The organism is Arthrobacter sp. StoSoilB19 (genome assembly GCF_019977275.1).
Taxonomy (GTDB): Bacteria; Actinomycetota; Actinomycetes; order Actinomycetales; family Micrococcaceae; genus Arthrobacter.
In genome coordinates, this window is sequence record NZ_AP024650.1 from 425,288 (window position 1) to 444,112 (window position 18,825).

Genomic DNA, 18,825 nt, shown 5'->3' on the forward strand with positions numbered 1-18,825 from the left:
GCACAAGTCAGGGCCGCCCATACAGTGGTTGTCCATCCCGTGGTTAGGCTTGCAGCATGACGCCTACCACCTCCCGAACCACAGCACTCGTCACCGGGGCCAGCGCCGGGCTCGGCCACGAATTCGCCAGGCAGCTTGCCGCCCAGGGGCATGACCTGGTCCTGGTGGCGCGCAACGCGTCGCGGCTGGCGGAAACAGCAGAGGACCTCCGTCGCCGGTACGGAATCACGGCTGAGGTGCTTCCCGCAGACCTGACGGACGATGACGACGTTGCCGCCGTCGTCGAACGCCTGGAAGACACCAGCCGCCCGGTGGGAATCCTGGTGAACAACGCAGGGATCGGCCTGCTGCACAACTTCGAGGACAACCACGCGGCAGAGGAGAAGAAGCACCTGAAGCTGCACACGGAAACGGCCATGGTGCTGACACATGCGGCGCTCAAAGGCATGCTGGAGCGCGGGCAGGGCAGGATCATCAACGTGGCCAGCGTGGCGGCGTTCCTGCCGCGCGGCACGTATTCGGCGGCCAAGGCCTGGCTGGTGAGCTTCAGCCGGTGGGCCAACCTGGCTTACCGCAGCCGGGGCATCAAGGTCACGGCGGTCTGCCCCGGCTTCACCCACACCGAGTTCCACGACCGGATGGGGATGGACAAGTCCGTGGCCCCGTCCTGGACGTGGCTGCGGGCGGATCGGGTGGTCCGTGAAGGGCTGGCGGACAACGAGCGCGGCAAGGCCGTGTCCATCCCGTCCAAGCGCTACAAGGTGGTGGCAGCGGTGGCCAAGGTTGCTCCGGCGCGGCTAATGGCGGGGCCGGCGCGGAAACCGAAGTAGCGCCGGGAACGCGGCAGGCGTGCGGGCGCCGGGGCGGCGGACAGCCACCACCACCAGGATCCCCAGCAGTGCGCCCACCAGCGTTTCCACCGCTCGCTCAAGGATCAGGACCTGCGGTTCGGCAGGGAAGGCCAGCTGGGTCATCAGCAGAATCACCGGCGTGAACCAGACCATCGCCAAGCCATAGTGCCGGGTCATGAACAGCTCGGTGGCGAACTGGAAGAGGATGACCAGCAGGGCCAGCACCGTGGCGTGGTGCGCCGGCTCCTCAAAGGCGGGGTAGAGCGCAGCGAGCGCCCAGGGGCCCGGAAGAATGACGACGGCGGTAACCGCCAGGCCAAGGAACGTCCCCACGATGCGGTGGACACCGCGCCGGACGCTGCTGGGCAAGTCTGCGCCGGCGAGCGGTACGGCGGCTGCGGCCATCGCCCAGTGCGGGTGGCCGCTGCCGCTGATGACCCCCACGGTCCCGGCAGCACCGACGGCCAGGACGTACCTGGCAGCGTGGACGGCCAGCTCGCGCCGTCCCGCCGATGAGCGGGCCGGCACGCCCCTGGTGGCGCCGGGTTTCCAGGCCCTCCGGCGCATCCAGCCGCTGAAGCCGATCAGTATGGAGAAGAGCGCGGACCCGCCCGCGATGAGTATGGCGGCGTACCAGGGGACTGTGGTGGGAACGGAGGCGCAGGCACCCAGGGCAAGGATGCCGAAGAAGGGCCCGTTCGGTTTCAGGTGTACCCGGTCCGAGTACACTGAGCCCACTCCAGCCAGCGTGGCTTCCACCGCCACCAGCCACCAAGAGTGGATGTGGTTGATGGACAGCGTCACCCCCACGGCTACCCCGGTGAGCAGCACCAGGGCGGCCTGGCCCTGATGCCGGAGCCGCAGCTGGTGGGGTTCTGACCGGCCGTACATGCCGGTCAATGCGCCGAACACGGCGTAGATCATGAGGTCGGTCCGGCCCGCGGCCAGCAGGAGCAGCGACGGGACCGCCACGCTGAGGGCCACGCGCAGGGCGGCAAGATGGTCGTTGTTGGCAGGTTCAAGCCGGTGCAGCGCGCGGACCTGTTCCATGACGCGCTTCATTTTCCCGACCTGTCCTGTCCTGTTGTCCTGCAGCGGGCCCGGGGCCTTTGGGAACGTACCACCGGCACCGGCCGGAGTCATATTGCCGGCAGTCACACTTGGACATCCGGCAGGAACGCCAAGGCCCGTCCGGCGTGCTTCCCCCAAGGAAACACGCGGGACGGGCCTGTGAGCGTGGGCTACAAGAGTGCCCGGGCGGCCGGCGGGATTATGCTCCCGCCGGAACCTTCCGGCCAGCCTGGGCGTCGATGCCGTCCTGGGTTTCAAACGGCAGTTCGTCCAGGTCGATCAGCGGGTTCTCATCCTGGGTGGCCACCAGTTCCTTCGCCTCCGCCTGGGTGTCCACGCTGGGCATGGAGCCCGGCAGGGGACGGTTGGCGGATTCCTTCAGGAAGTAGATGGCGATGGCGCCCACCAGGGAGGTTGCCATGAGGTAGTAGGCAGGCATCATGTCGTTGCCCGTGGCGCTGATCAGGGCTGCCACGATGAACGGCGTGGTCCCGCCGAAGATGGCCACGGCGAAGTTGTAGGCAATGCCCATGGCTCCGTAGCGGCTGGACGTGGGGAACTGTGCCGGCAGGGCCGAGGCCAGGTTGGCCACGTAGAAGGTCACCGGGAAGGCAATCAGCGAAAGCCCTGCAAGGGTGGACCAGATCTGCCCAATGCCGATCAGCATGAATGCCGGAACAGCCAGGACGATGGTGCTCACGGCGCCGATCCATAGCACCGGGCGGCGGCCGATCCGGTCGGACAGCTTGCCGGTCAGCGGGATGCACAGGCTCATGACCACCAGCACCGGAATGGTGAGCAGCGTGCCGTGGACTTCGTCGTAGCCCTTGGACTCCGTCAGGTAGGTGGGCATGTAGGAGGTGAGGGCGTAACCGGCGGTGTTGGCAGCGGCCACCACCACCATGGCAACGATGATGGGGCGCCAGTAGGCCTTGACGATGCCCACAGGTCCCTTGGCCGTCGCGGTGTCTCCGGCGGATGCATTCTTGGCGTTCTCTTCCTGGGCATCAAGGGTTGCCTGGAACTGCGGCGATTCCTCGATCTTGCTCCGGAAATAGACGGCGATCAGGCCCAGCGGACCTGCCACCAGGAACGGAATGCGCCATCCCCAGTCCTCCATGGTGTCCTGGCCAAGCGTGAGCTGCAGGACGGAAACCAGGGCGGCGCCAATAGCGAAGCCGAGGTAGCTGCCCAGGTCCAGGAAGCTGGCGAAGAAGCCGCGGCGCTTGTCAGCCGCGTATTCGCTCACGAACGTGGTGGCACCGGCATACTCGCCGCCGGTGGAAAAGCCCTGGACGACCTTTAGGAGCACCAGCAGCGCGGCGGCCCACAGCCCGATCTGTGCGTACCCGGGCAGGAGGCCGACGGCGAAGGTGCTTGCCGCCATGATCATCAGCGTGGTGGCCAGGATCTTTTGGCGGCCCACCTTGTCGCCCAGCCAGCCGAAGATGACGCCGCCCAGGGGGCGGGCGATGAAGGTGGCGGCGAAGGTTCCCAGCAGGAACAGCGTCTGGGTGGTGGGGTCGGACTCGGGAAGGAATACCGGCCCCATGGTGGTGATGAGGTAGCCGAAGACGCCTACGTCGTACCATTCCATGGTGTTGCCAACAATGGTTCCGCCGAGCGCCTTTTTGAGCATGGGCTGGTCCACCACGTTGACATCTGATTCCTTGAGCCGGCGGCGCGGCAGCAGCCTGGGCTTCTTGGCAGCCACGGGGGCTGCCAGGTCTGTTCCGCTGGCGTTCCTGGCGCCTGCTGGAGAGTCGGTCCTGCTTCGGTCTGTGGGCATTTGGGCAACTCCTATGGAGGTCATTTGCTTGCGACTTGTAGCTGCCCCGCTCTGGGCAGGCCTTCAATTTTACGGGATTTCTGTAGCGCGTCGGCAGTTCAATGGCGTAGAGTCCGCCCTTTTGGGCCACTCCAGGGGTGGATTCCGCAATTTTTTGTGCCGTGTTTTCCCGCGCCATTACTGGGAAGCACGCTGATCAACGGCGGTGTTACCAAAAATTTTCCGTCCGGAACCGTTTCAGGTCCCATTTTTGGGTGATGGCGGCCGCGAAAGTGATCGGGGCCACGGCGTTTGGAGGGGGTTCACAGGACCCCGTGGCATGCCTATGGTAGAGCGATGAACACACCTCTTTCCGGGTAACAGTCCGCGCGCGCCCGGACGCTTTTCGTTGGCGTTTCGTTTCAAGGAAGAACGAAGGAAAGAAGGGAAGAACCACAATGGGTGAACAGTCCAACCAGTTCCATATCAACCCCGAGGTGGCGGACCACCTTGCGGCGGCCATGGATGCGCCGATGGCCCCGGGCCCCGCGGTCATGGGCACCGGCCCGATGGAGCAGCAAAGTGGATGGCCGGACGGCTACGGGAAGCGCCGGCATCCCAAGGACCGGGCTGCCGGCCATGGCCGGATGGGACATGAGGCGGCCGTGACCGCCGTCCACCGCACCGGCCGGCCGCAGATGCCGCACTCCTCGTAACCGGCACCTAAAGTAACCGGCACCTAAAACCGCCGTCGACCCGCAAATTACCTGGCGCCCCCGAAATCTGGCGGGCGCCAGGTAATTTGCGCGTCGTGGGGTGGTTGGCGCGTCGAAAACCCGGGTCAGGCTTCCCGAACCACTTCGGCCGGGTCCTTGTCCACGCGCCAGCCGCGCCACCGGGGATGCCGCAGCTTGCCCGGCCCGGTCCATTCGCCGTAGGTCACCTCGCCCACGAGTTCCGGCGAGACCCAGTGGGCGTCGGCGGCGTCGGGGCGGGGGACGTCATGGAACGGCGACGTCTTCCGGCCAAGCCGCTCCACCGTCTGCCGCAGTTCCGTGAGTTCGCGCATGCTGAAACCGCTGCCCACCCTGCCGACGTATTGCAGCTTGTCGCCGTCGGGAATTCCCACCAGCAGCGACCCCACCGTGTCCTGGCGTCCGCCCTTTCCCGGCCGCCAGCCGCCCACCACCACTTCCTGGGTCTGTTCTGTCTTGAGCTTGATCCACGTCCGGGTCCGCTGGCCGCTCACGTAGCGGCTGTCCGTCCGCTTGGCCATGATTCCTTCCAGCCCAAGCTCCTGCGCGCTTTCCATGAGGAGGTCCACAGGTTCGTCCAGCACCATGGAGAGTTCCACGGGGCAGCCGGACGGGCGGAAGAATTCCTCCAGCCGGCGCCGCCGGGTGCTGAGCGGCTTGCGCCGGAGGTCTTCTCCGTTGTCGAAGAGCAGGTCGAACAGCATCAGCTGGACCGGGATGGTGGTGCGGGCTTTGGCGACGTCGGCGGCCCGGGTCAGCTTCATCCGTCCCTGCAGCAGGCCGAAGTCGGGTTTCCCGCCGGGCCCGACGGCGATGATCTCACCGTCCGCCACGAAAGGGTGCTCCGGCCAGCAGGCCCGGTCCGTGAACTCGGGATAGGTGCGGCTGACGTCGTTGCCGTTGCGGGAGAAGATCCGGACCCTCTCCCGGTCTGCCACCAGGATGGCCCGGACGCCGTCCCATTTGAGCTCGTACTGCCATGCGCTGCCCTGCAGGTCACTGGTGTTCCCGGAGGTGGCCATCATGGGCTGGTATTCCAGTGGGTCTGCGGGAGCGCCGTTGGCAGGGTCCACAGTTTCAGCAGGCGCGGCGGCCGGTGCAGGGTCCACTGCGCCTGCTTCCTGCGACGGCTCCGTCGCTGCCGGGGCCGCGTGCCGCCGTCGTCCGCCTTGATGCTCCTGGTCCATCAGGTGGACCAGCCACTGGCTCTCGGCGTCCTTGCCCTGTCCGCGGCCCGTATGGATAAGCGCGATCTTCCTGGTCCCGCCAAGGCCGCCGCCCTCCGACCCGGTCAGGGTGACGATGACTTCCTTTCCGTTGATCCACTTGTGCAGTTCGTACGTGCCGGTGTCCCAGATGGTCATGACGCCCGCCCCGTACTGTCCCTTGGGGATTGTGCCGTGGAAGGTGAGGTAGTCCATGGGATGGTCCTCGGTCTGGACCGCCAGGTTGTTCTTGGCCCCGGACTCCGGAATGCCCTTGGGCAGGGCCCACGACACCAGGACACCCTCGTGTTCCAGCCGGAGGTCGTAGTGCAGCCGGCTGGCGTGGTGCTCCTGGATCACAAAGCTGTTGCCACCGGCGGGGATGCCCGCGAAGGGTTCAGGCGTTGCCTTGGGATCGCGCATGGAACGGTACCTGCCCAGGCGGGGATCGCCGTCGTGGGATGCCTCCCCCTGGCCGGGGCCGCCGTCGGGAGTGCCGTCAGCGCCTTCCGCAGCGCCGGCTGCGGCACGGGCCCCGGCATTGACGACGGCGGCGAAAGGGTCCTTGCCGTCGCGCACCCGGCGCAGGACCTCCTGGTAGTCCAGGTGCTTGAGCCCCTGGGATGCGATTTCCCGCCAGGTCCGTGGTGCGGCCACCAGGGGCGTGGGCCGGCCCCGCAGTGAGTAGGGGACCACGGTGGTCTTCGCGGCGTTGTTCTGGCTCCAGTCCACCAGTACCTTTCCCGCACGGAGCGACTTCTTCATGTCGCTGACGGCGAGGTCCGGGTGGTCCGCTTCAAGGGCCCGGGCCAGTTCCCGGGCGAAAGCGGAGATCTGCTCAGAGGTCTGCGTCCCGTCCAGCGCCGCGTAGAGGTGGATGCCCTTGCTGCCGCTGGTGACCGGCACCGGGTCCAGGCCCACATCCTGCAGGATGGACCGCGCCAGGAGGGCCACCTCGCGGCATTCGGGCAGCCCGGCCCCTTCGCCCGGGTCCAGGTCGAGCACCAGCCGGTCCGGGTTGAGTTGGTTGCCATGCGAATCCACCCGCCACTGCGGTACGTGGATTTCGATCGAGTTGATCTGGCCGAACCAGGTCAGGGTGGCGGCGTCGTTGACCAACGGGTAGTAGATGGTCCGGTCCTTGTGGGTGATCGCCGCCCTCGGCAGCCAGCCCGGCGCTGACTCCTCCAGGTCCTTCTGGAAAAACACCTCACCCGGCTTGTCCGCGGTGCCCACGCCGTTGACCCACCGCTTGCGCGTGGCGGGACGGTTGGCCGCCGCCGGGATCAGGACGTGGGCCACCGCGGCGTAGTAGGCCAGCACGTCCGCCTTGGTGGTACCGGTCTCCGGATAGATGATTTTGTCCAGGTTGGTCAGCGTCAGTTCGCGCCCCGCTACCCGGACACGTTCCCTACTCCCGGCCACGGGGCTTCACCTCCGGCCCGCTCTGATGTTGACTGTATGAATGAGAGCCATCTGGAAAGGTGCCATCGCGTTCGGGCTGGTCAACGTGCCCGTCAAGGTCTACAGCGCCACTGAGGATCATGACATCAGTCTGCACCAGGTTCACAATGCCGACGGCGGCAGGATCCGTTACCAGCGCCGGTGCGAAGTGTGCGGCGAGGTGGTGGACTACTCGGACATCGAGAAGGCGTTCGAGGAGGACGGCCGCACGGTGGTCCTGTCCAAGGATGAGCTCAAGTCCATTCCCGCGGAGAACAGCCACGAGATCGAGGTGGTGCAGTTCGTTCCGTCTGAGCAGCTCGAACCCATGATGTTCGAGAAGAGCTACTACCTGGAGCCGGACTCCAAGTCGCCCAAGGCCTACGTGCTGCTCCGCCGGGCCCTGGAGGACACGGACCGGGTGGCCATCGTCCAGTTCGCGCTGCGGGAGAAAACCCGGCTGGGGGCCCTGCGGATCAAGGACGACGTGCTGGTGCTGCAGTCCCTTCTCTGGCCCGACGAGGTACGGGAGGCGAACTTTCCCGCCTTGGACGCCGACATCAGGATCTCCGCCCAGGAACGGGACATGTCCGCGGCGCTGGTGGAGTCCATGGCTGCCGATTTCGACCCCACGTCCTTCACCGACGAGTACCAGGTGCAGCTCCGCCAGCTCATCGAGGCCAAGCTCGAACAGGGTGAATCGCTGGACACGGAGGAGACCTTCGGCGTCGAAGCCGGTGAGGGCGGCAAGGGCGAGGTCATCGACCTGATGGAGGCCCTCAAGCGGAGCCTGGACAGGAAGCGTGGCGGCGGCGAGGCCGCTGCCACGGGGACTTCCGACGACGAAGCAGATACCGGGGAGGAGGAGGCCGAGCCCGCCAAACCGGCGCGGAAAGCGTCCGCGAAGTCCCCGGCTCCGAAAACCGCTGCCGCCAAGTCGAGCGCAGCCAAATCGACGGCTTCCAAGTCAACGGCCGCCAAATCGGGTGCAGCCAAATCAACCGCCTCCAAATCAACAGCGTCTAAATCAGCGGCCAAGTCCACGGACACCAAGTCCACTGGAACCAAGACCGCAGAAAAGCCTGCGGCCAAGGCCACCAGGGCGCGCAAGCCTGCCTGACCCGGGCGCCCAGCCGCAATCCTGCCTTTACAGCGGCCTGTATCGCGTCCACAATGAGTCGCATCGCAGCCTCCGCTGTGCCAACAGTGTGCTGTCGCCCATTTTGAACGGACACGTAGAGGGGCACGGACATGGACAACCAGACCGACGTGATGGACGCTGACCGGGAGCTGAAGAAGAAGCACCGGGCCATGTGGGCGTCAGGTGACTACCCGGCCCTCGCCGATGAGATGCTCCTGGAACTGGGCGCCGTCCTCGTCGAAGCCTCCGGTATCAGGCCGCGCCAGCGGGTCCTCGACGTGGCGGCAGGAACCGGCAATGCAGCCATTCCCGCAGCCATGATGGGTGCCAAAGTGGTGGCCAGCGACCTCACCCCCGAGCTTTTCGAGGCAGGGCGCCGGGAAGCCGCAAACCGCGGCGTCAGCCTGGAGTGGCAGGAAGGCGACGCCGAAGCCCTGCCCTTCGGCGATGCAGAGTTCGACGCTGTGATGTCCTGCATCGGCGTCATGTTCGCGCCGCACCACCAGGCGGCGGCCGACGAGTTGCTCCGGGTGTGCAAGCCGGGAGGGTCCATAGGGCTGCTGTGCTGGACGCCGGAAGGGTTCATCGGGCAGATGTTTACCGCGATGAAGCCGTTCGCTCCACCGCCCCCGCCGGGTGCGCAGCCGGCGCCGCTGTGGGGGAGCGAGGAGCATGTCCGCGAACTGTTGGGCGACAGGGTTACCGAAATCCATACCCGCAAGCAGAACCTGGCGGTCAAGAGCTTCCACCAGCCCGCGGACTTCGTCAGGTACTTCAAGTCCCATTATGGCCCCATGATCTCCGTGTACAAATCACTGGGCGAGGACCAGGACAAGGTCAAGGCACTGGACCAGGCCCTCACGGAGCTGGCGGACTCGTTCGGCGACGCCCACGGTGATGTGCCCTTCCAGATGGAATGGGAGTACCTGCTCTTCACGGCCAGGAAAGCCTGAGCCATGGCGGAGAACCATGTGGCAACGTCCGCCACCACCATCAACGCAAGTCCTGGGCGGGTGTGGGAGGTGATCACGGACCCGGCTGCCGTAAAGGAGTTCATGTTCGGGACCACGCTGGAGACCGACTGGAACGTTGGAAGCCCCATCACCTGGCAGGGCGAGTGGGAAGGAAAGGCGTACCAGGACAAAGGCGAAATCCTGGCGGTTGAACCGGGACGGAAACTGGTCCACACCCATTTCAGCCCGTTGTCCGGCCAGGAGGACGAGCCGGACAACTACCACACACTCGAATGGACGCTCGAGGACCAGGGCGGCGCCACCCGGCTGACACTGGCCCAGGACAGGAACCCCACCGAGGAAGCCGCCGCGCACTCGAAAGCCATGTGGGACAAGCTCCTGGCCGACGTCAAGGCGCTCGCTGAACGCCGCTGACCCGCCCGCCCTTGGAACCAACGCTTAACCGGGGTGCCCAACGCTTAAAAGCCAAGCGGCCGCCGTCGGATGTTCTTCCAATGGGGGAACATCCGACGGCGGCCGCCGGCTTGTGTGCTGCCCTCAGGCAGCGTGGCTGCTGCTAGGCGTCGTGGTCCGTTTCCAGGATCTGCACCAGGTGGTCCAGCGCATCGTCCGCACCGGCACCTTCGGCGCGGAGCACCACCACGTCGCCGTGCGACGCGCCCAGGCTCATAAGGGACAGGATGCTGGCGGCGTCCATCGCCTCGTCGACCGGCTCGCCTTCACGGGCGATGGTGATGTCCAGGTCGTACTCGCCGGCTGCCTCTGCAAAGATGGCGGCGGGGCGGGCGTGCAGGCCCACGCGGCTGGCGACGGTTGCGGTGCGTTCTGGCATTGTTGCTCCTTTAGTCTTTCGGCGTGCTGAGGGTTCAGCGGCCGGTGGGGTATGCGGCTAAGCCGGTTCAGACGGTTACGGGAACCGGTTCAACCGTATCAACGGTCTTCTTGACTGCCCAGCGCTTCAGGGCGATGACCGACAGCGCGGTGATCACCGTGCCGACGGCGATTGAGACGACGAACATCAGGAAGTTGTCGATGGCGAAGAACACGAAGAGTCCGCCGTGGGGTGCTTTGGACCCGACGCCCGCCGCCATCGAGATGGCTCCGGTCACGGCCCCGCCCAGCATGCTGGCGGGGATGACGCGCAGCGGGTCGGCTGCGGCGAAGGGGATTGCACCTTCGGAGATGAAGGAGGCCCCCAGCAGCCAGGCGGCCTTGCCGTTTTCCTGCTCAGCCAGGCTGAAGAGCTTCTTGTTCAGGACGGTGGAGGCCAGTGCCATGGCCAGCGGGGGAACCATGCCGGACGCCATGACGGCTGCCATGATCTGCCACGGTGCCTGGTTGTCCATGGTTGCTGCACCCAGGCCGGCGACGGCGAAGGAGTAGGCAACCTTGTTGACCGGTCCGCCGAGGTCGAAGCACATCATCAGGCCCAGGATTACGCCCAGGGCGATGGCGCCGGCGCCGGTCAGGCCCGACAGCCACGCGTTCAGGCCCTTGGTGATGGCCACGATCGGTCCGCCAAGGATGACGAACATCAGGCCGGAAGCCACCAGGGATGCCAGCAGCGGGATGATGACCACCGGCATCAGGCCGCGCAGCCACCGGGCCACCTGCAGGCGGCCCACCACGTGGGCGATGTAACCGGCGAGCAGGCCGCCGACGATACCGCCGAGGAAGCCGGCTCCCATGAATCCGGCCACTGCACCGGCAACGAAGCCGGGGGCGATACCCGGACGGTCAGCGATCGCGTAGGCGATGTAGCCGGCCAGCGCCGGGACCAGGAAGCCCAGTGAAAGCGCACCGATCTTGAACAGCACCGCGCCCAGGTAGGCGCCCAGCGGGCCCCAGGCGTTGTCAGGGAACTCGGTGGGCAGGTTGAAGAGGCTGTTCTGGACCACTATGTTGTCTGCGTACTTGGTGATCAGGTAGCCGCCCATGAGGAAGCCGAGGGCGATCAGGAGGCCACCACCTGCCACGAACGGAATCATGTAGCTGACACCGGTGAGCAGGGCCTTCTTGAGCTTCTGCCCGATGTGCTCGCCCTTTTCCTCAGCCTCGTGCTCGGCCTGCTCCTCAGCCCCGAAGTGCGGGACGCGCCGGGCATTGGGGTTGTCGGCTGCGGCGAGCGCTTCCTGGACCATCTTGTCCGGCTCGTCGATGCCGCGCTTCACGGGGGCGTTGATGACGGGCTTGCCGGCGAAGCGCTCCTTGCCGCGCACGTCAACGTCCACGGCGAAGATCACGGCGTCCGCCGCGGCGATGACGGCGGGGTCCAGCGCCTTGGCGCCGGAGGAACCCTGGGTTTCCACCTGCAGGTCCACGCCTGCTTCCCTGGCGGCTGCCACGAGGGAATCGGCCGCCATGTAGGTGTGTGCGATGCCGGTGGGGCATGCGGTGACGGCGACGAGGCGCTTCGGGCCCTTGCCGGCGGAACCTGCCGATGCCCCTGCGGGCGCACCGGCAGCAGCCGGGGAACCGGTTGAACCGACGCCGGCGCCAACCGGGACTGCGTCAGCGGGGGCGGGTGCGGCGTGTGCGGCCGGCTTGTCAGCCAGTGCGCCTTCGACCAGTTCCACAATCTCCGTTTCCGATGAAGCGTTGCGGAGGGCTGCGGTGAAGTCCTTCTTGATCAGGGACCGTGCCAGCTTGGACAGCAGCTTCAGGTGCTCCTGGTCCGCGCCGTCCGGAGCGGCAATGAAGAACACCAGGTCTGCCGGTCCGTCCTTGGCGCCGAAGTCCACCTTCGGGTTGAGCCGGGCCATGGCCAGGGTGGGCACGGTGACCGCTGCAGAGCGGCAGTGCGGGATGGCGATGCCGCCGGGGATTCCGGTGGCCGTCTTCTGCTCGCGGGCGAAGGCGTCTGCGAACAGGCCTTCGACTTCTGAGGCGCGTCCGGCGGCAGCTACCTTGCTTGCCAGATGCCGGATCACCGTTTCGGGGGCATTGCCCAGGTTCTGGTCGAGCTCGACCAGTTCCGTGGTGATGAGCTGGGTCACTGTCAATCCTTTCGAAGGGCCGTGATGGTTACGGCATCCGGGGTGGTTTGGTTTACTGCCGGAACAGTGGAACCCGGCAGGGAGGCAGCGGCGGCACCATGGGCCACCGCCTGGCGAAGGCAGTCGGCCGGGGCGGCGCCCCGGCCGTGGGCAAGCAGGTAGCCGGCAAGAGCGGAATCGCCCGCGCCAACCGTGCTGACCGCGGCGACCGGCGGGTGCGTGGCCAGCCACGCGCCGTCGGCCGTAACAAGGACAGCTCCCTTGGAACCGAGAGTTGCCAGCACAGCACCCACACCGGAACGTACGACGGCGGCTGCGGCGGCCGCGGCAGCAGCCGGGTCCGCTTCCAGTTCGTCACCGGAGGCCGGGGCGAAGCCGGCGGCTGCGGCCAGCTCCGCCAGTTCCTCGGCATTGGGCTTGAGGAGGTCCGGTTTCCCGGAACCTGTGGTTGTTCCGCCGCCGGTGCCTGGTCCGCCGCTGGTTCCGGCGTCAGAGGCGCCGTTGCCAGTCAACGCGGCGGCCAGGGGCGCCCCGGAGGAGTCGACGGCGATCAGCGGCGCAGTGCCGTTGCCCGCCTCCCGGATCCGCCGGGCCACCGTGGCGTAGAAGTTGTCCGGGAATCCAGGCGGCAGCGAGCCGGCCAGGACCACCCAGCTGGCACCGCGGGAGCTTTCCAGCAGCAGCTTGACGAGGGCTTCCTGCTGGTCGGCGGCCAGGACGGGGCCGGGTTCGTTGATCTTGGTGGTCACGCCGCCGGGCTCGGTGAGCGCCACGTTGGTGCGCAGCGGCTCATCGATGGGGAGCGAGACGAAGGGAACTGCGCTTTCACGCAGGCCGGCGAGGACGGGATCGCTGTCCGCCCCGGGGAGGACGGCAAGCGACTCCAGGCCGGAAGCCACCAGTGCACGGGAGACGTTGACGCCCTTGCCGCCGGACTCCTGGCGGACGGAGACGGCGCGCTGCACCTCACCCCTTTCCAGCGGGCCCGGGAGGGCGACGGTCCGGTCAAGGCTGGGGTTGGCCGTGAAGGTGATGATCATGCGACCACCACGTCTACGCCGGCATCTTCCAGGGCGGCTGCGAGCTCAGGTCCGGGTTCACTGTCTGTGATCAAGGTGTCCAGATCTTTCAGGGAGGCGAACTGGACCAGGGTTTCCGTGTCCAGCTTGGAGGAGTCGGCCAGCACCACAATGCGGCGTGCCGACTGGACGAAGGCTGCCTTGACGGCTGCTTCTTCAGGATCGGGAGTGCTGACACCAAAAGTGGCGTGGATGCCATTGGTGCCGATGAACGCTAGGTCGGGGCGGATGCGGGCGGCGGCGTTCACGGTTGCCTGCCCCACGGCCACCTGGGTGATTCCGCGGACCCGGCCGCCCAGGATCTGCAGGGCAACGCCGGGAACGTTGGAGAGCTTGCTGGCGATGGGGACGGCGTGGGTGATGACCACCAGTTCGTGGTGGGGTCCGTTCCCGTCGGAAGGTTCGACGGCGGTGCGCCGCGCCAGCATGTCTGCCAGCACCTCGGTGGTGGTGCCGCCGTCCATGAGGACGCTGGCGGACGAGTTCCGGGGGATCAGGGCCAGGGCGGCTTCGGCAATCCGGATTTTTTGGTCCGGCCGCTGGATGGCCCGGTCAGTAACGCTTTCCTCGGTGGTGCTGAAGCGGTCTGCCGCTACCGCGCCGCCGTGGACACGGCGGACAGTGCCGGCATTTTCCAGGGCTGCAAGGTCCCGGCGGACTGTTTCGGTGGTGATACTGAAGCGCTCAGCCAGCAGGGTCACACTGACCCGGCCACTGCCGGCGACAAGCTCGGCAATCTTTTGCTGGCGCTCCTCGGCGAACACGTACCCTCCGTTGCGTAGGTCCTGCTGTTTCTGTTGCCTTGCGGGTTCCCGACATCGACGTGACTGGCATCACATCGATGTTGAGTTACTTGACTTTATCTTTGCTTCTGTTGGTTTGTCAATGGAAACCAACATGAAACAATATTTGCGTTTCTTGGGGGACGTTGCCGGGAATGGCGAAAGCCAGGCTGGACAGGTTCTGTCCAGCCCGGCTTTCCGGGTTTTCATCGACGCCTCTCCGGGCACCTGCCCCGAATTGCGCCTTGCTTAGACGCCGCCGTCGCGGCTTTCGTGCCGCGTGATGCGCTCGCCGGTATTGGGGTCAATGACGGAGCGGGACTCGCTCACGCGGCGGCTGCGGCCGGGGGAAGCGAGGATGAGCGAAGCGATCAGTCCGATCACGCCCACGGCCATCAGGATGTAGCCCACCAGCTGCTGGTCCACGAATGGAATCAGCCCTGGAGCAACGGCCCAGGCAAGGATGGCGCCGAGGGCGATGAGGAAGATTGACGAGCCGATTCTCATGACTTGCTCCTTAGGGCCGCGTCCTGCGCGGCGCTGGTAGGGCCTGACGGAAAGGTGGTGCGTACACTTCGAAAGCTAAGCCTGCTGTCTGTCAAGCGTCACGCTACCTCCCTGTGATTCCGGATTCAACGACCCGCCCGGGACGGCGCGGTTCCATGGCTAGGCTTGTCCGGTGGAAACAGTTGTGTGGTCCAGGCCGGAAGGGCAACGCGCCGGCACTCCCTTACTGGTGATGATGCATGGATACGGGACGGACGAGTCGCGGATGGTGCGCCTGTTCGAGTACCTGCCGCAGGAGTTCACCTTCGCGGCGCTGCGGGCCCCCATGCCCATCGGCGACCACTGGGGCTGGTTCCTGCTCGACTACTTCCTGGCCAACGACTTTGCGGACGTCATCTCGGCCGCCAACGCGGTGCACGCCTGGATCAGTTCCGTCAAGGACCGGCACAGCAGCGTCAGCCTCATGGGGTACTCCCAGGGCATGGCCATGGCCAGCACCCTCCTGCGGCTGCATCCCGAAGACTATAAGGCCGTCGTGGGGCTGTCCGGCTTCGTACTCAACAACGAGCTCCTCTCCGTGATGGATTCGTTCGAGGCCAAGCCGCCGTTCTTCTGGGGCCGGGACAAGGCGGACCTGGTAATTAACGAAGACGCCGTTGCCTACACCGCCGAATGGCTCGAAAAGAACACGCTGTTGACTGCCCGCACCTACCCGGGGATGGGGCACGCCATGTCCAAGGCGGAAATGGTGGACGTCAGCGCCTTCCTGCGCCATTACGTGCTGCGCTGACCCCTATGCTGCTGCATGGCCGTGGGCAGTTGTGTGAACGGCTAAAAAAACATTTGCAAGTCAAATTTGCAAGCGCTTACACTCGTCTACGGCCATGATCGGTCCTGCAGTGGGCGGGCAAGGAAGCGATGCTGTGCGCAAATGCGCCGGCAGCACCTTCCTTCAGGCTGTCCCGGCAGGGCCGGTAGTCCGCAACCCGAGAGGACACCGCACTGCTGATGACACAACAAACTGCAGCTGATACCGCCGCCTGGACCGGCGCGGCAGCAATCCTGTTTGACCTGGACGGGGTGCTGACGCCCACGGCCACTGTGCATGAGCGTGCCTGGCAGGAACTGTTCGACGGATACCTGGCCTCGCAGCCGGGGGTCTCCGGTTACAGCGAAAGCGACTACTTCGACCACATCGACGGCAAGCCCCGCTTTGACGGAGTGCGCGACTTCCTGGCCTCCCGGGGACTCACGCTGCCGGAAGGCCCGCTGGATGACGACCCTTCCAACGACACGGTCCAGGGCCTGGGCAACCGGAAGAACGCCATCTTCAACGACATCGTGAGCGCCGGCGTCGAACCGTTCGAAGGCTCCGTGCGCTTCCTCCAGGCTGCGCTTGAGCGCGGACTCAAGGTCGCCGTCGTCTCCTCCTCCCGCAATGCCCCCGCCGTCCTGAAGGCCGCCGGACTCAGCCACCATTTCGCCGTCGTAGTGGACGGGGTGGTGGCCGCAGAGCGTGGCCTCCCCGGAAAGCCAAGCCCGGCCACCTACGAATACGCAGCCAAGCTGCTGGACCTGTCCAGCTCCGGGTGCGTGGTGGTGGAAGACGCCGTGTCCGGCGTGCAGGCCGGACACGCGGGATCGTTCCACTCGGTCATTGGCGTGGACCGGGGCGCAGGGCGGCAGACGCTGCTCGATGCCGGAGCCACCCTGGTGGTCAACGACCTCCAGGAACTTCTTCCCTAAACCCGCCGCCAGAAACCCCGTTGCCTTCCCCCGGGCAACCCCTGCTGCTTCCCCGGCAGCACCAATTCGAATACCGCATTCCCCCGAATATTCCGTGCCGGCCCGCCCGCCCGCACGGCATCGCCAAAAGGACCCCGACCATGGCACTGATCACCGCGGACCGCGAACGGTTCCCCGACACCCCCTGGCAGCTCGTTGAAACGCGCCATGAATCCGAAAACGCGGGAACGCTTGAGACCCTGTTTGCCCTGGGCAACGGGCACCTGGGCATCCGGGGTGCCCATTGGGCTGCGGCCGACGCCGAACTCCCGGGCAGCTTCATCAACGGGCTGCACGAAATCTGGGACATCAAGCACGCCGAGAATGCGTTTGGGTTCGCCCGGACGGGGCAGCGCATCCTCTACATCCCGGACGCCAACAACTTCACCGTGGTGGTGGACGGGGAAAGCCTGAGCCTGGCCGAATCCGAGGTCGTCGACTACCGGCGCAGCATCGACTTCTGCACCGGCATCTACGAATGCCGCATCACCTGGCAATGCCGGTCCGGCGCCGTGGTGACCACCACGGAACGGCGGGCCGTTGGCTTCGCCTCCCGCGGCAGCCTTGGTATTTCGCTTGACGTTGCCACGGACCGCCAGGTCTCCCTGGACGTCACCTCCTCCGTCATCAACCGGCAGGACCAGCCGGTGGAAGACCACTCCGTGCATGATCCGCGCCGCGCCGGCCGCCACGCCGGGCGCGTGCTTTTGCCCGTGCGGCTCGACGGCGGCGATGGCTCCCTGCGCCTGTCCTGGGAGGCCTCCGAATCAAAGCAGCGCGTGGGGATCGCGGTTGACCACTGGACGTCCCCCGGGCACCAGCCGTTCGAGACTCTGGTGGACCAGGACGACAGCAGCGTCCGGTACGTCCTGGCAGTGGATGCCGCCGAGCCGTTCCGGCTGGAAAAGAGCGTCAGCTACGCCGCCGGCCGCATGGTGCAGGACCCTGACGTCGACGCAGCTGCAGTGGCCGAAGAGGCGCTGCGCCCGGTGAATGACATCTTTGCCGAGAGCGAAGCCCATTTCCGCGGCTACTGGGCCACATCGGACATTGTGGTTGAGGGCGGCGGGGCCGGCCTGCAGCAGGCTATCCGGTGGAACCTGTTCCAGCTGGCGCAGGCCACCGCGCGCGCCGATGTTGCCGGCATCCCTGCCAAGGGCGTGACGGGCTCGGGTTACGAGGGGCACTACTTCTGGGACCAGGAAGTGTACCTGTTGCCGTACCTCACCTACACCAATCCCGACGGCGCCCGGCAGGTTTTGGAGTTCCGCCACGGCATGCTGCCCGAAGCCAAGATCCGCGCCAAGGAGCTGAGCGTTGACGGTGCCCTCTTCCCGTGGCGCACTATCAACGGGCTCGAGGCCAGCGCCTATTACGCCGCCGGCACTGCGCAGTTCCACATCGCGGCCGCCATCGCCTTTGCCACCAACAGGTACCTCTGGGCCACCGGCGACGCCGCCTTCCGGGAAGGAATGGGTGCGGAGCTGCTGATCGAGACCGCCCGGATGTGGATCTCCCTGGGCTTCTTCGGCAAGGACGGCCTCTTCCATATCCACGGCGTCACCGGCCCTGATGAGTACACGGCCGTGGTGAACGACAACCTGTACACAAACGTGATGGCCCGCTTCAACCTGCGTGCCGCCGCCGCGCTTGAGCATGCCGAAATCACCAACGAAGAGCGCCAGATGTGGGAAGCCGCGGCCAGCCGGATGCAGCTTCCGTTCGACGAGCGGATGCAGGTGCACTCCCAGGACAATGACTTCATGACCCTGGAGGCCTGGGACTGGACCACGCCGCGGTCCAAGTATCCGCTGCTCCTGCACTTCCACCCGCTGGTGATTTACCGCCACCAGGTCCTCAAGCAGGCCGACACGGTGCTTGCCATGTTCCTGCAGTGGCAGGATTTCACGGCGGAGGAAAAGCAGCGCGCCTTTGACTTCTACGATCCCATCACTACGGGCGACTCCACCCTGTCCGCCTGCGTCCAGGGCATCATGGCCGCCGAGGTGGGCTACTTCAAGGAGGCCCTGGACCACTTCACCAACGCCGTGTTCATCGACCTCGACGACACCCACGGCAACACCATCGACGGCGTGCATATCGCGTCCACAGGCGGCGTATGGAGTTCCCTGGTGTGCGGTTTCGCCGGACTGCGCGACCAGGGCCCGGTCCCGTTTTTCGATCCGCGCCTGCCTGGACAGTGGGAAGGGCTTGCCTTCCACCTGAAGATCCGCGGCCGCCTGCTGCTGGTCCGGCTTTCTGCCGACGCCATTACGCTCACGGTCCAGGAGGGCGAACCCCTGGAGGTGGACGTCCGCGGCCAGCGGTTGATGGTCACGGGCCAGCCCGTGCAGGTGCACCTGGAGCGCATCCCGGAGCCGGAGCCCACAGTCTTCCCGAGCGGACCTCCGACGGCGAGCATTCCCGTGGTGCGCGGCAGAAGCTAGGTTCGCGGGTGCGTGCAGGGG

General features: G+C 66.2%; 16 protein-coding genes. 8 read left to right on the top strand and 8 right to left on the bottom strand.

Annotated elements, in window-relative coordinates:
• Positions 1 to 56: 56 nt before the first annotated feature.
• Complete coding sequence (locus LDO86_RS02045; RefSeq protein WP_018769648.1) at positions 57 to 830, top strand: SDR family oxidoreductase; 774 nt, start codon at positions 57 to 59, stop codon at positions 828 to 830.
• On the opposite strand, the gene LDO86_RS02050 is transcribed toward LDO86_RS02045, so the two are convergent.
• Together LDO86_RS02050 and LDO86_RS02055 are read right to left on the bottom strand one after the other, a co-directional pair.
• Positions 798 to 1,913 carry an FUSC family protein gene (locus tag LDO86_RS02050; protein ID WP_224084225.1) on the bottom strand — a complete coding sequence of 372 codons (1,116 nt, stop codon included), beginning with the start codon at positions 1,911 to 1,913 and terminating at the stop codon, positions 798 to 800. The genes LDO86_RS02045 and LDO86_RS02050 overlap by 33 nt on opposite strands.
• A 208-nt stretch (positions 1,914 to 2,121) precedes the next feature.
• Positions 2,122 to 3,711 carry an MFS transporter gene (locus LDO86_RS02055; RefSeq protein ID WP_018769650.1) on the bottom strand — a complete coding sequence of 530 codons (1,590 nt, stop codon included), beginning with the start codon at positions 3,709 to 3,711 and terminating at the stop codon, positions 2,122 to 2,124.
• A gap of 437 nt (positions 3,712 to 4,148) precedes the next feature.
• Here LDO86_RS02055 and LDO86_RS02060 point away from each other — a divergent pair, with 437 nt between their 5' ends.
• On the top strand, positions 4,149 to 4,406 hold the full coding sequence (locus LDO86_RS02060; RefSeq protein ID WP_224084226.1) for a hypothetical protein: 258 nt from the start codon (positions 4,149 to 4,151) through the stop codon (positions 4,404 to 4,406).
• 125 nt (positions 4,407 to 4,531) lie between these two features.
• On the opposite strand, the gene LDO86_RS02065 is transcribed toward LDO86_RS02060, so the two are convergent.
• Complete coding sequence (locus tag LDO86_RS02065) at positions 4,532 to 7,075, bottom strand: ATP-dependent DNA ligase (RefSeq protein ID WP_224084227.1); 2,544 nt, start codon at positions 7,073 to 7,075, stop codon at positions 4,532 to 4,534.
• Between the two features lie 40 nt (positions 7,076 to 7,115).
• On the opposite strand from LDO86_RS02065, the gene LDO86_RS02070 reads away from it, so the two are divergent.
• From LDO86_RS02070 to LDO86_RS02080, 3 genes are all read left to right on the top strand, one after another.
• Complete coding sequence (locus tag LDO86_RS02070) at positions 7,116 to 8,213, top strand: Ku protein (protein ID WP_056391040.1); 1,098 nt, start codon at positions 7,116 to 7,118, stop codon at positions 8,211 to 8,213.
• Positions 8,214 to 8,344: 131 nt separating this feature from the next.
• Entirely contained in the window at positions 8,345 to 9,187 is an 843-nt protein-coding gene (locus tag LDO86_RS02075; RefSeq protein ID WP_018769654.1) for a class I SAM-dependent methyltransferase, read from the top strand.
• A gap of 3 nt (positions 9,188 to 9,190) precedes the next feature.
• Positions 9,191 to 9,622: an SRPBCC domain-containing protein gene (locus LDO86_RS02080; protein WP_056391037.1), complete on the top strand. Its 432-nt coding sequence runs from the start codon at positions 9,191 to 9,193 to the stop codon at positions 9,620 to 9,622.
• A gap of 142 nt (positions 9,623 to 9,764) precedes the next feature.
• Here the strand turns inward: LDO86_RS02080 and LDO86_RS02085 are convergent, their stop codons facing one another.
• The 5 genes from LDO86_RS02085 to LDO86_RS02105 form a co-directional block, all read right to left on the bottom strand.
• On the bottom strand, positions 9,765 to 10,040 hold the full coding sequence (locus tag LDO86_RS02085; RefSeq protein WP_018769656.1) for an HPr family phosphocarrier protein: 276 nt from the start codon (positions 10,038 to 10,040) through the stop codon (positions 9,765 to 9,767).
• Between the two features lie 67 nt (positions 10,041 to 10,107).
• Positions 10,108 to 12,204 (bottom strand): fructose-specific PTS transporter subunit EIIC, encoded by a 2,097-nt coding sequence (locus LDO86_RS02090; protein ID WP_056391033.1) that lies wholly within the window; start codon positions 12,202 to 12,204, stop codon positions 10,108 to 10,110.
• A gap of 2 nt (positions 12,205 to 12,206) precedes the next feature.
• A complete protein-coding gene (locus LDO86_RS02095) occupies positions 12,207 to 13,244 on the bottom strand; it encodes a PfkB family carbohydrate kinase (RefSeq protein ID WP_224084228.1) in 1,038 nt (345 codons plus the stop codon).
• On the bottom strand, positions 13,241 to 14,047 hold the full coding sequence (locus LDO86_RS02100) for a DeoR/GlpR family DNA-binding transcription regulator (protein ID WP_134166074.1): 807 nt from the start codon (positions 14,045 to 14,047) through the stop codon (positions 13,241 to 13,243). The genes LDO86_RS02095 and LDO86_RS02100 overlap by 4 nt, the downstream gene beginning before the upstream one ends.
• A gap of 267 nt (positions 14,048 to 14,314) precedes the next feature.
• On the bottom strand, positions 14,315 to 14,572 hold the full coding sequence (locus LDO86_RS02105) for a DUF6458 family protein (RefSeq protein WP_018769660.1): 258 nt from the start codon (positions 14,570 to 14,572) through the stop codon (positions 14,315 to 14,317).
• 172 nt (positions 14,573 to 14,744) lie between these two features.
• Between LDO86_RS02105 and LDO86_RS02110 the strand changes: the two genes are divergently transcribed.
• The 3 genes from LDO86_RS02110 to LDO86_RS02120 all read left to right on the top strand — a co-directional run bounded on the left by LDO86_RS02110 (position 14,745) and on the right by LDO86_RS02120 (position 18,804).
• Positions 14,745 to 15,362: a phospholipase gene (locus LDO86_RS02110; RefSeq protein WP_056391027.1), complete on the top strand. Its 618-nt coding sequence runs from the start codon at positions 14,745 to 14,747 to the stop codon at positions 15,360 to 15,362.
• A 218-nt stretch (positions 15,363 to 15,580) separates the two neighbouring features.
• On the top strand, positions 15,581 to 16,318 hold the full coding sequence (locus tag LDO86_RS02115) for an HAD-IA family hydrolase (RefSeq protein WP_223993567.1): 738 nt from the start codon (positions 15,581 to 15,583) through the stop codon (positions 16,316 to 16,318).
• Positions 16,319 to 16,458: 140 nt separating this feature from the next.
• The gene (locus tag LDO86_RS02120) at positions 16,459 to 18,804 is read left to right on the top strand and encodes a glycosyl hydrolase family 65 protein (protein WP_224084229.1); all 2,346 of its coding nucleotides are present in this window, start codon (positions 16,459 to 16,461) and stop codon (positions 18,802 to 18,804) included.
• Positions 18,805 to 18,825: the final 21 nt, after the last annotated feature.